Origin of the sequence: Mucilaginibacter sp. 22184 (assembly GCF_052045695.1) — a bacterium.
In the GTDB taxonomy this organism is placed as follows: Bacteria; Bacteroidota; Bacteroidia; order Sphingobacteriales; family Sphingobacteriaceae; genus Mucilaginibacter.
On record NZ_JBQEPI010000004.1, the window covers coordinates 37046 to 50956 of the forward strand.

The 13911-nt window shown below is 42.8% G+C and carries 1 protein-coding gene; it reads right to left on the minus strand.

Annotated elements, in window-relative coordinates; all coding sequences use genetic code 11:
• Positions 1–13: 13 nt before the first annotated feature.
• Positions 14–13807 (minus strand): amino acid adenylation domain-containing protein, encoded by a 13794-nt coding sequence (locus ACTJKG_RS10160; protein ID WP_440739124.1) that lies wholly within the window; start codon positions 13805–13807, stop codon positions 14–16.
• Positions 13808–13911 lie beyond the last annotated feature (104 nt).

The following is a 13911-nucleotide window of genomic DNA, read 5'->3' on the forward strand; positions in this document are numbered from 1 at the left end:
TTATTTTTAGGGGTTAAAACTCTACTCTTCTTGCTTTTTTGGTGTTTTCTATACTATTTACATGATTTTTTAACATGACAGAAGCCTGCTCCCGGATGGTGGGTTTATCAAACAGATCATTTACTTTTAAGACCTCCCCCATCGAATCTTTGACCAATCTGAGCATATTGATCACTTTCAGGCTGTTGCCACCGAGTTCAAAAAAGTTGTCGATAACGCTTATGCGATCAAGTTCCAATACGGTTTTCCAGATCTCCAATAACGTTCTTTCGGCCGCATTGGCCGGCACCACCAATTCATGATTAAGCGATTTGGTTTCTGTATCAGGCATTGGAAGTGCGTTACGATCAATTTTTTCGCTTTTGGTTAATGGGAAGCGTTCCAACGTAATAAAGTGAGCCGGTATCATGTAAACTGGCAATTCCCTGCTCAGGTAAGTGCGGTATTCTGTCGATGGTAAACGTTGAGTACTGACAATGTAGGCACAAAGAAACTTGTTTCCGCTGTTGTCTGTTTTATCTATGACCAGTACCTGCTTTACTTCGGGATGAGCCATCAGCTTTGCTTCTATCTCACCCAGTTCTATCCGGAAGCCACGGATCTTTACCTGTTGGTCTTTTCTCCCGATGAAATCGATATTTCCGTCGGGCAGCCATTTAACTAGGTCGCCGGTTTTGTATAGTTTTTGTCCGGGTTCAAACGGGTTGTCAATAAATTTTTCTTTGGTTAATTCGGAATTGTTCAAATAGCCCCTAGCCAGTCCTACTCCTGCAATGCAAAGCTCTCCCGGCACACCCACCGGCTGCAGTTTCATGTATTCATTTACCACATAAAGGCGTACATTATGAATAGGTTTGCCAATCGGCACGTTACCACCTGGCATATTTGCTAAGGTGTATGGATAACAGGCGCTAACTATAGCAGCTTCGGTAGGGCCATAGCTATTTACGATTTGCAAATCCCTCTTCAGACCGGCATAATCACGCAAAATATCATCCTTTACAGATTCGGCGCCTACATCTAATTTATTGAGGTGCAATGTCTCTTTGTTTTTTAAAACCTGGTAAAGCGGGCGAAGCAAAGATGGTGGAACAAAGCTGAAGGTAACCTGTTTTTCAACCAGGATATCTGCCAAAGTATGAACATCATATACATCTTTCCGGGGAACGATAACCAGCTTAGCGCCAAAGGCCAATGGAATAAATATTTCCAATACACTGGCATCAAATGAAACGGAACTGAAAGCAGTACAGATATCATTACTGCTAAACCCGTTGTTATATATTGCTGCGTTAGAAAAAATGAAATTATATAACGACCGGTGTTCGATCTGTACCCCTTTGGGTTTACCGGTTGAGCCGGAGGTGTATATCACATAAGCAACGTCACTAGGCGATCGGTCGACACGTTTTACTGCTTCGGACGATCCATGTAAATCATCCAGGAAAAGTTGATTAACAGCGGATGGAAGATTTTGGCTTAGCTCGCTTTGAGTGATCACTAAAACGGCAGCGCTGTCTTCCAGCATGTATTTAATTCGATCCTGCGGATAATCCGGGTCAATAGGCAAATAGGCCGCTCCTGACCGGAGGATAGCGAGAATGCCGGCTATCATATCAACAGAGCGATCAGTATATAGTCCCACTATTTTATCCGGGGCGCAGCCTTTACTAATTAAAATATCCGCCAGCTGAATTACGCGTTCACCCAAAATCTTGTAAGTGATGGTATCAGCCCCTGCTTCAACGGCTACGTTATCAGGATAACGGGCAGCGATCTCCTCAAACAGATCATACATATGTCTGGCGTCCTCAATTTTAGGGCCACCGGTTTGATAATTAAACTGATGAATGAGCTGCTCTTTTTCTTCTGCGGTAACTAATTCAATGTCTTTTAACTTGATGTGAGGATTGATGACGATCTGTTCCAGTACCTGGTTGAAATGCAGGGCCAGTCTTTTTATGGTTTGCGGCTTGAAGAGCGTGGTAGCGTATTCTATGACGGCGAAAAGACTGCCTTGCTCCTCTTCCACTATTTCTAATGACAGATCCATTTTGGCGACATGCTGCGGCGCCGGGATATTTTTTAAACGAAGGTCGGCTACTTGTAACTCCTTGATATTGTCTGTACGGTAAGTGAATAGGTGATCAAAAAGCGGGTTACGGCTCACGTCGCGTTTGATCTCCAGGTCGTCAAGCAATTGCTCGAACGGATAATCCTGATTTTCCAATGATTTTAAGACGTTTTCTTTTACTTCAAGTACGAAGTCTGTAAAGCTTTTATCACCGGCCGGAAAGTTTCGTAAAGGAAGCGTGTTCACAAACATGCCGATCAGATCCTGAACATCAGCATGGGAACGACCGGAAACCGGGGTACCAACAATGATGTCCTCCTGGCTACTATACTTGGAAAGAAGGACATTATAGGCGGCCAGCATCACCATGAAGGGGGTTGCGCCGTTTGCCTTACAGATGTTCTTTATATCCGCAATAAGTTGTTCAGGGATCTGAAAACTAAACACATCCCCTGCATATGATTTGGTAAGTGGCCGGTTAAAGTCGGCCGACATATTTACAGGTTGTATCTCGTCTGCAAATTGCGATTGCCAGAATGCTTTTTGCGCACCTGCACCTGCCGAGGATAGCCAGTTTTTTTGCCAAACCGCAAAATCCTTATACTGTATGTTTAATGGAGATAACGCCTCCCCACTATACATAGCAGAAAGCTCACGAATGAAATTATCTACAGAAACTCCATCCGCGATGATATGATGCATATCGATCATGAAAAAATTTTGTCCGGAATTTGTTGTTAACAAGCTCGCCCTTATTAAAGGAGCTTTGGAAAGATCAAAAGGCTCGATAAATGTGTTGATAGCAGTTGTAAGCGCGTCATCGTCGCCATTAATGAGCGCCACATCAAAATGGATATCCCCCTTTATCTTCCGCACTACCTCCTTGTTTTCGATAACAAAACAGGTTCTCAAAATTTCATGTCTGTTCGTGATGGCTAATACTGCCTGCCGGAATTTTTCGATGTCGATATTGCCATCAATGGCATATACTCCCGGAACGTTGTAAGAGACGCCGGAGTTATCGATCTGATTCAGGATAAACAACCTCTTTTCTGATGATGATGCCGGATAGCTCAATTGTACCGGTGCCTGCTCAATGGTATGGTACAATGACTGGGTTCCATCGCTGATCAATGCAGCCAGGTCGCGGAAATAAGGCGTAGTAAATATATTTTTGATGGATACCTCTACCTGAAAATGTTTATGGATAAGAGCTACTAACTGAGCCGCCTTTAACGACTGCCCCCCCAGCTCAAAAAAATGATCATTTAAACCCACCCGTGATACGTTCAATACTTTCAGCCAAAGTTCGGCCAGTTTTTGTTCTACTGCGGTCACAGGGGCTTCATAAACTGCAGCGGATTGATCTGTTCCTTCAGGTAGCGGCAGGCGCTTTCTGTCGATTTTTCCATTGCCTGTCAAAGGAAAACTTTCCATGATCACAAAAAAGGCCGGGATCATGTAGTCGGGGAGAAAAGTCGCCAGGTGCTTTCTTAATTCAATACTCATCAGCGGCCCGCTTTTTACGATATAGGCGCATAAATATTTAGTACCGGTATCATCGTCTTTGTCAATAACAAGTGTATCATTTACTTGCTGGTGCAACAATAACTTGTTTTCTATCTCGCCAAGCTCAATCCTGAAACCGCGTATTTTTACCTGGTGATCTATACGGCCCAGGTATTCAAAATCGCCGTTGGGAAGCATTTTGGCCAGATCGCCGGTACGGTACAATTTTTCACCGGAAATGTAAGGATGGTCAATAAATCGCTCCGTGGTTAACTCAGGCCGGTTAAGATAGCCCCGGGCCAGACCGGCGCCGCTAACATGGAGTTCTCCGGCTACGCCTCCAGGAACCAGCTTGGCATCACGATCCAATATCACCAATGAAAGCGTTGGGATCGGTTTGCCGATGTTACTGGTGTTGCGCGCAATTTCCCGGCTGGTTATTTCTTTATAAGTTACATGTACCGTAGTTTCGGTAATGCCGTACATATTGATCAGCCTGCAATTTGGATATCTTTCATTCCAAGGCTTTAACTTTCCGGGCTTTAAGGCCTCACCACCGAATATCACATAGCGTATATCGATAGCTGATTCGGGTTGATCCATCTCTTCCTCGATAATATTATAAAAAGAGCCGGGTGTTTGGTTCAGTATGGTGACTCTTTGATCTTTCAATAGGCGCAAGAACTCTTTGGGGCTTTGTGCTACGATTTTTGGAACAATAACCAGCTTGCCTCCAAACAATAAAGCGCCGTACATTTCCCAAACAGAAAAATCAAAACAATAGGAATGGAAAAGTGTCCAGGTATCTTTTTCTGTAAAATCAAATAGATTTTTATCGTTGAATAACAACCGTACCACATTCCGGTGTTCGATCATAACTCCCTTGGGCTTGCCCGTAGAGCCCGATGTATAAATGATGTACGCCAGATCATCCGGCATAACCGTAACGCCAGTATAAGACCCGAAACTTTCTAACCGATCTATTTGTATGATCGTACCATTGTAATTAAAAACGGAGTTAATGGCCGAATGGGTGATCAGTACAGGGGCTGTACTATCATCCAGCATATATTGGATACGCTCCGCCGGGTAATCGGGGTCGATCGGCAGATAAGCACCACCGGCTTTCAGGATACCCAGCAGAGCTACGATGATCTCCGGGCCCCTATCCAGAAGAACGGCAATGATGGGATTTTTTGCCGATGGTAAAGCAGATCGTATGGCGGCGGCAACGCAGTCAGCTTCTGTATGGAGTTCTGAATAACTGATCTCCTGCCCATTCCACACTAACGCCGTTTTTTGGAGAAACCTGGAAACCTGTTCTTCAAATAGCTGATGCAGGCATTTATCCGCAGGGTAATTAGCAGCGGTATTGTTAAGATTGGTCAGGATCTGTTTTTCCTCTGCGGGTGTAAGGATGTTGATCTCGCCAATGGTTTTGTTAAGATTGGGCATGATCTCCCCGAGCAGATGCTCATAATGATCAAGGAGCTGCGAAGCGGTATGATCACTGAAAAGATCGGTGCTGTACTCCAGTATCAGATCAATTCCCTTATCGGTTTTAGTAGCCTGTAAAAGCAGGTCGAACTTACTGCTTTCATCAATATTGCTGATCGGTTCAAAACGGGCATCCCCCAGGCGAAGCTCTGCTTGCTCTTCATGAAAAAAGGAAAACATGACATCAAACAAAGGGTTGCGGCTCATGTCCCTCTTGATATCCAGTTTATCAATCAGCAACTCAAACGGGTAATCCTGATTTTTCAGAGCTTCAATACTGGTTTGTTTTACCCCGGCTAAAAAATCTTTAAAAACTTTACCGCCCGAAATGGATGATCTTAGGGCAAGCGTATTTACAAACATACCCAGTGTATGATCCAGCTCGGCCCGGGTACGCCCGGCTACGGGTGTACCCACAACAATATCCTCGTTACCCGAATATTTATAAAGCAGAACCTTAAATATAGTTAACAGTAATTGGTTAATGGTATACCCCGATTGATTACTCATTTTTTCCAGGTCGGCGCAAATAGCATCGGCCAATTGGCGGTATTTTTTCCTGCCACGGAAGGCCTTTAGGGTTGGCCTTGCAAAATCTGTTTCCAGGTTGAGCACCGGCACTTCATCTGAAAATCGTTCCAGCCAATATTTTTCCTGTTCTTTTATTGTTTCGGATGTCAGGAACTGATTTTGCCATACCGCAAAGTCTTTATACTGGATATGAGGGATTTCCGGTTTTTCGCCGTTATACAGCCTGATCAATTCCCCAGTCAATAAATTTGCAGAAACACCATCCGAAATAATATGGTGCATATCCAGCAGGAACAGTTTTCGCTGATCTTCAAAATCATATAAATGGGTACGCAGTAAGGGTGGTGCAGACAGGTCAAAAGTTTGCACAAAGGAGCTGATGATACGATCTATATCTCTATCAGATGGGGTTGTGCGTTCGATCCTAAAAGACACCTGATCTTTAACGATCTGTACTGGCTCCCCATCCCGCATGGTAAAAGCCGTTCTTAATATCTCATGTCGCGCAATCAGATCAATAAAACATTGTTCTAACCTATCCGCATCGATATCTCCCTGTATCCAGAAAGCATTGGGCAAGTTATAACTATTTTCTGAGCCCTCTATCTGATGCAGGAGGTATAATCTTTTTTGGGAAGACGATAAAGGATAATAACTTTTGCCCTGTACTGGTTTGATCAGTTCCCGGGTTTCCTTTTGTTGCCGGTCAATATATGCTGCTTGAGCCTGTATAGTTGGGTTGTTAAAGAAAATATTCAATGGCAGGCTAACCTGAAAGGCCTTGAATATGCGGGCAACGGCATTGGTGGCTTTTAAGGAATGACCACCCAATGTAAAAAAGCTATCCTTTGTACCGATATGAATTCTTTTTAAAATATCCTGCCATATGGCCAATAGTAAATGCTCCGTTTCGGTTTCCGGGGTATCCGTTACCTGGATATCACCATCTATATATGCCAATGGATCGGGCAATGCTTTCTTGTCGATCTTACCATTGGGTGTTAAAGGGAGCTTATCGAGCAAAATAAAATGTGCAGGCACCATGTACTCCGGCAAATGCTGCTTTATACTCCCCTTTAGATTGGTAATAGGATTGCCCGTTTTGCTGGTATACCAGCCTATCAATTCTTTCTCGTTTTCGGTTCCGTGAATTGTAACGATCGCCTCCTTTATACCTGGTTGTGATAAAACAATACTTTCAATTTCCTGTAGCTCGATACGGTAACCGCGTAGTTTTACCTGGTCGTCTTTACGACCCGCAAATTCGAGGTTGCCATCGGGAAGCCAGCGTACTACGTCTCCTGTTTTATAAATTCTTTGATGATCATGGGGGGCTGTTATAAATTTTTCGGCTGTTAAAACCTCTTTACCTAAGTATCCGCGCGCAATGCCATCGCCTCCTATCAGCAACTCCCCAGGTACACCAATTGGCACCATTTGCTGTGTGCTGTTACAAACCCGGTAGGTATAATTTTCAAGCGGTTTGCCAATAGGCGTATTGCCTGATGTGGGCAATGCATCTGCGCTGGCCTCATAAAAACCCGAATCAATACAAGCCTCGGTAACACCATAGCTGTTGATGACCCTGATCGCTGGGGCATACCTTTCTACCAGCTTTCTGAAGTGAGCTATAGGGCAGATATCTGAGCCCAGGATCAGTAATTTTAAAAAGCTGATGTCTTTGCTGTGCGCATCAATATAATCCATCAGCGGTATGATCAAAGCGGGTGTAGATTCCAAGATATTTACCTGGTGTTCATGGATAAGTTCATATAATGATGCTGGCTCCAAACGGGTCTCCGACGGACTAATAACCAGTTTGCCGCCGTTGGTGAGTGCCCGTATAACATCGCCGGTAAATACGTCAAAGGAAAAGCTCGCCATTTGTAGCAGCGACACCTTAAACGTGTTTAAGCCATACGCCTGTGTCCAGGCACGGGCTATGTTATTCAGGGACTGATGCTCAACCATTACCCCCTTGGGTTGCCCGGTTGTTCCCGAAGTATAGATGACGTAGGCGAGCTGGTGCGGTTTCACCGGTCTTTTTTCAGGGAGACGATCTGCCTTGATATCTTCAATGATGACCACTTTTGTGTCAGCGTCTGATCGTTCCTGCCATGTGGCATGTGTTAATAATACGGACGCTTTACTGTCGCTTAATAGGTAAGCTATTCGTTCCTGTGGATACTCATGATCAATGGGTAAATATGCGGCGCCTGCTTTTAAAACACCCAGTAACGCTATGATCATCCACGCCGAGCGCTCCACCATTATGGCAACAATATCTTCGTTTACAATACCCAGCTTTTGCAGATGTGCCGCCACCATATCTGATCGGGCATCGAGATCAGCATAACTTATTGTTTTATTCCGGAAAACAATGGCTGTGTTATCAGGGTGTACCCTAACCTGATCTTCAAAAAGCTCCAGAATATTCTTCTCTGCTTTTTGACCGGCGTGGTGACCAAAAGCTTTGAGTTCTGACAACTCATCGGCAATTAAAAACTGAATCCTGTTTAGCGGAAGGTCATCATGTATAATTTGTGTTAAAATATGGCGGATACGCGCCAGGAAATTCGTTCCGTTAAAAATGCGTTCATTATAATCGAGCTTGAGTTCAAATGTATCCGGCATTTCGGCAATCCTTAGCTCCAATTGATTATCCATCAGGTGGTAAACCTGTTGCAGCGGACTTATAGCCGACTGTGTGTCCGGTGCGCTGAAATATTGGTAATTATAAAAGAACGATAACTTTTCGTCGCCAATAATACGGTTTTGTAGAGACAGGGAAATATGCTGAAACTCGTTAGCAGAGTTTTTTTGTTGTTTCAGATATTGACATAGCTCAGGAAATGAAAGCGTGTTTTTAACGATGTCATGTTCAATAAGCAATGGGAAACAATGAGATAAGCTCCCAATCATAGCTGATTGCCGTCTGCTGCGGCCGGCCAGGTTTTCGCGGATGCAGAAATCATGATCGGCATTACAGTAATATCTGACAAGCAATGCATAGATCGCCTTAAAAAAAAGCGGCGGTCTTAGTTTATGATTACTGCAATAATTGCTAATCTGCAGCATTTCATCATCGGAAAGATACAGTACATCTGATACGATCTGGTCATCTGCTGCCAATGCCCCCGCGTAAGATAAGGGCTGCGTATTTGATAATTGTTGTTGCCAGAATTGTTCGGTTACATGGGTGTCAAATTTGGTTAGATGATTAAAAACATATTCCCGATAAGGAACTATCGGCTGAATTTCAAAAGCTTTCTCTGCTTTAATCAAATGGTATTCCGCATCTATTTTTTCAACCAGCAATTTGAACGAAACGCCATCCGTGAAAATATGATGCGCGCTTGTTGCCGTTATAAAATGCTGTTCATTTATTTTGAATAAATAATGCTTGAAAAAAGGTTTGTTCAGATCCTGGTTATCATCGCAGTATTTTTTTACCAACAGATTAAGATCATCAATTTTTTGATCGCTCACATCAAAAAAATCAAAGCTGATTTCGGCTTCTTTTTTTACTCCCTGAAATACTTCGGTATCCTTAATGATCAGAGCGGAGCGTAAACTATCCTCCCGCTTTGTTACCCTTTCAATGGCCCTTTTCCAATCGTTTTCATCAATATAACCTGGGATCTCAAAGTAAGCCAATAGGCGTAAACCACCACCCTGCGGATCAAGTACGCTGGTTAAATAAATATCGCGCTGAGATGTTGTAAGCGGATAGGTTGATTCAAATACGGCCCCGGAAACGTCCAGGTGGTCAAAAAGTTCCGGCTCGTTGCCAAATGAAAGTGCATAATGATCAATATTACTTGCTGTATTGGCGGTCACCTGTGTGGCCAGGTTATCAAAATACCGGCCTATAAGTTTGATATAACTGCTGGCAAACAAGCTGGTATCATATAGTATCCGGAGTTCTAAACCCTGTTCACTGGTGTCAAAGCTAAAGATGATATTGAACTTGGTTACATTATAAACATCGTTTAACAAATCGAGGATAGGATCTGTTGTGCTGAAAATATCATTGCTGCTTTGCAGTTTTTGGTCATCCACAGAGATCATCACATCAAACAGCGCGTTTGTTTCCGGTTGAACCAATTCAACAACTTTATCAAATGGCAGCAATTGATTTTCCAATCCTTCCAAGGCCGTGGCTTTAGCCTGTTGCAGAAACGCAGCAAAAGTTTCATGCCCTTCAACCTGGTCATATAACGCAAGTGTGTTGATCAACAAGCCTGCTATTTTTTCCGTTTCCTCTTTTGTTCGGCCGGATACGGCAGTACCAATGATAATGTCGCGTTGCCTGGTAAGCTTAAAGAGCAGAATTTTCAATAAGACCTGTAGAATTATAAACAGGGTACTTCCTGATTGCTCTGCAATTTGTTTGAGCCCGTGTTTTATCTCAGGCGAATAATTGACCGTATAAATGGCACCTTCTTTTTGCCCCTCCGTATTATTACCGGCGTAGCGGGCCAAAGAAAACGGTTGAGTGTTTTTCAGTTTGTTTTGCCAGTAGCTTTTTTGTTTTTCGCCTTCCGGCCCATCAATCATTTTCTGAAGCCATGCGGCATAATCTTTATATTGAAATTGTTGGGCGTTGTTGATCGGTTTTCCCTGAATCAGCAATTGATAGCTTTCCGTTAGTTCGTCAAGTAATAACTGTGTAGTCCAGCCATCGGCAATAATATGGTGAAGGGTGAATACCACAAGTGATTTTTCATTACTCAAATACGCCAGACTAACCCTGAAAAGAGGTCCGTTTACCAGGTCAAACCGGGTATGCAGGTGTAAGGCTAACAGATTAGCAACCTGGTTATTTATATCTTTATTAAAATGACTGATCTCAATTTGGGGCTTTATTTCTGCTTGTATGTTTTGATATGGAAGCCCGCCAATTTCCGTAAAAGAGGTACGCAAAGCTTCATGCTTGTTAATAAGGGCATCAAATGCTTTTTGTAATGCGTTAAAATCAAGCTTGTTTTTTACTATAAAGGCGAGCGGGATATTGTAAAGTATTTCATGTCCACTGAGTTGCGAAGTAAGCCAGATGCCATTTTGCGATGGCGATAAGGGATAATGATCACGCTGGGGAACCTTTACAAATTCGGTCAAAACTGTTTTTTGTCCGGCATCGATCAGTCGCGCCACATCTTTTAACACAGGTGATTGAAAAACCGCTTTAAATACCAGCTTAATACCCGTTTGTTTATACACCCTGTTGATAAACCGGCCAACCTTTAAACTATGGCCACCCAACTGAAAAAAGTCGTCTGTGGTGCTGATTTGTTCAACAGCAAGTAATTCCTGCCAGATGGCAGAAACCAAAACCTCGCTTGGAGTTGCCGGTTTTACAAATTCTTTGGTTGATCCCGATACGATATTACTTAACAACGCCTTTTTATCTATCTTGCCATTTATAGTAAGCGGAATTTGGGGTACAATAAAAAGCCTGTCGGGAATCATGTAATGCGGGAGGCTCTTTTTCAAAAAGGCATGCAATGCGTCAGCTGTCACATCACTTAGTGTAACGATAAAGGCATACAAACTCTTTTCGTTTTCAGGAGATTCGTTTATCACAACAGCAACGTTTTGTACCGCCGCATGAAGTTTTAAAGCTACTTCAATCTCTCCGGGCTCAATCCGGTGCCCCCTTATCTTTACCTGATCGTCTTTTCTTCCTGAATATTCGATGTTGCCATCGGCCAGCCACCTACCAATATCTCCAGTTCTGTATAACAGTTTACCCTGTTCAAAAGGCGATGGGATAAACTTTTCGGCAGTTAACTCCGGGTTATTCAGATAGCCCCTGGCCAAACCTATTCCCGTAAAGAAAATTTCGCCGGGAACGCCGTATGGCAATAATTGCAGATTGTTATCCAGTATAAATGCCTGTATATTACTGATGGGCTTGCCAATAGGCACATTGATATTTGTATTATCTGTTTCTTTATAAAGGGTAACACATATAGAGCATTCTGTCGGACCATAACCATTGTAATATTCCTGATCGTCGCGGAGTTGTAATTCTTCCCGGGGGATTGCGGCTTCCCCGGCAGTAATTAATACTCGGACCTTTGACAAACATGCCTTGTTCAAATTTCGGAGGTAAGAAGGAGGCAATACTAATACATCGATGCTGTTTTCCTTAATGAAGGTAGCAAAGCTGTTAAAATCAGCAATAATATCTTTTGATACCGGGAATAAGGCTGCCCCTGAAAATAAGGTCATGAAAATATCCAGCACCGAAACATCAAACGATAAGGAGGCAAATTGCAAACATCGTTCTGTTGGTTGAATATGAAACGCCCTCATATAATCGAGCACGATATTCACCACGCCTTCATGTTTAACCACTACGCCTTTGGGTTTACCGGTGGAGCCACTTGTGTAAATTATATAGCAAGGATCAGTCAGGCCATGGAGCGGTAAAAGATCAGTTTTACTTTCAGTAAGGTATTCCTGTTGATCCACAAATAAAGTTTTGCCTTTGAATGAGAGAATCCCGGTATCACTTTGAGCGAGTAATAAGGAGGCTCCTGAATCTTCCAGCATGTATAGTTTCCTGTCTTCGGGATAAGCGGGGTCGATTGGCAGGTAGGCTGCACCCGATTTCAGTATGCCCAAAATAGTGATGATAGCCCTGTTTGATTTTGGAATACTGAACGCGATAATCTGCCCCGATGATACTTTAAATTGATTGCGCAGGTAATGTGCCAAAGCGTTTGATTGCTTATTCAATTCAGCATAGCTCAGTTTTTCACCCTCAAATTCCAGGGCCAGGTTGTTACCATAGTCTTTGACTGCCTTTTCAAATTGTGCTGTTAATGTACCGGGGGATATTTTGGTTACAGGCCCGGGCCTGAGTAATAAAGCTTTTGTTTGTTCCGGAATGATCTGCACTAACCCGATAGCCTGTTCCGGATTGTTGATCAGGGTTTCTAATAAAAAAAGGAATTGTTCTAAAAATTGTTCGATGTAAAACCCATCCCAATGAATGGAGTTAAAGTCAAGATCAATATAAATATGCTCATCATCAGCGTTTTCTCGTACTGCAACGGCGAGTGACATTTTTTTTGCATTGCATTGTAAATCAATTATTTCTGTCACATATCCGTTAAAAAGAATATCCTTCGCTTGTTTTTCAACAGACAAGGAAATAGCAAATAAGGCAGAGGGATCGGAGCCCGCAGCTTTTACTATATTTAAGATCTCACCCGCCGGGAATTGCTGATGTGCAGTAGTTTCTGAAAGCACATTTTTAATGAAGGAAAGCAGCTCAGTAAAAGTAGTTGTAGCTCCGTAATCCATTCGCACCGGCAAGGTGCGGTAAAAACAACCCAATGTGTTTTTAAATGCGGGATTATCAAACAAAGAGGCCCCTATAACCAGATCGGTTATTTGGTTTATCCTGGCGAAATAAGTATAAAGTAAACCAAGAAAAAAGTGAAACGTGGTGACTCCCTGCTGTGCGGTCAAGTGCTGTAATTTTTTATAATAAGGCCTGCTGATAGACAACTGCTTTCTTATGTTCTGAGATTGAACCTGGTCTTTTTTTTGATCCCGGATACCTACTGAAATGGCTTTGGGAGCGGCTGAAAATTTTGCTGTCCAGTATTTTTTATCCTGCTCAAACTTCACCGAATTGAAGTAATCCTGTTCTTCCTGAATATACGCAGTATAAGATGCCGTTGTTATTTCTGCAATACGCTCATCCCTGATCAGTGACTCATATATAGAGGCCAGTTTGCTAATCATCAGGCCAACGCTATAAGCATCAGCGATAAGTTGATGGATCTGCAGATACCAGTAATATTCGTTATCAGCCTTTTTAAGTAATACGAAGGAATAGAACTCATTTTTTGCAAACGACAAGGGTTGGTAGGACTTTTCAATCATCCAGGCCATGCAAAACTGTTCGCTGTTTTCCCGACCTGAAAAATCCTGAAAATTTAAATTGAAAGCTACGCCAACTGCCCGGATGCGGACATGCAGTATACCCTCCACTTCGCAAAACTCGGAGCGTAGTACATCATTCTGTGCTATAAGTATATTTATAGCCCGTTCAAATAAAGTTGTATCAATATTTCCCTTAATGCGCACCCCTATATTGATATTATATGAGTTGGCATCAGGAAACAGTTTTTGATCAAACCAAATGATTTTCTGGTTAGACGGAATGGGGAACATAACAGGTATCGATGTAATCGGTTATATTAAATCATTAACTTTATTGAGTACAACTCCCGTGCATATCGTTGTTCAACGAGGGTTTGCTCAGATTAACAGGCATC

Excerpts from the sequence above, each read along its gene's own strand:
- ACTJKG_RS10160 (WP_440739124.1), bottom strand. The coding sequence starts at position 13,807 with ATGTTCCCCATTCCGTCTAACCAGAAAATCATTTGGTTTGATCAAAAA.